Here is a 280-nt window from a genome sequence, read left to right on the forward strand (position 1 = left end):
AAGGTACAGAGAACACACTTATCGCTACTGTCGACAACCAAGAAAAGCCCCTAATCTCAAGCTGTTTTAATGAGATAAAGCGCATGTCTAACTTAGCTATTGATCTTGCAGCAGAACACAACTTGAAAGTGAAACTGGTTAAATACGGAAGAGAACAAGAGATCGACTTCGACCTATTCCTAAAATAGCGCAGTCATAACGCATTTCTTGTTCGGCAAGCTTAAGCTGCATGGTCAACAGCACAGAACACCGTTGAATAACATGTTATGAGTAGGCAATC

The 280-nt window shown here is 41.1% G+C and carries 1 protein-coding gene; it reads left to right on the forward strand.

What is annotated here, in order from left to right:
* Positions 1 to 188 (forward strand): hypothetical protein (locus AB4653_RS28740; RefSeq protein WP_372106046.1); only part of this gene is annotated, 188 nt, incomplete at its 5' end.
* Positions 189 to 280: the final 92 nt, after the last annotated feature.

Source organism: Vibrio sp. 10N.222.48.A3 (assembly GCF_041475345.1).
Lineage (GTDB): Bacteria > Pseudomonadota > Gammaproteobacteria > Enterobacterales > Vibrionaceae > Vibrio > Vibrio tasmaniensis_A.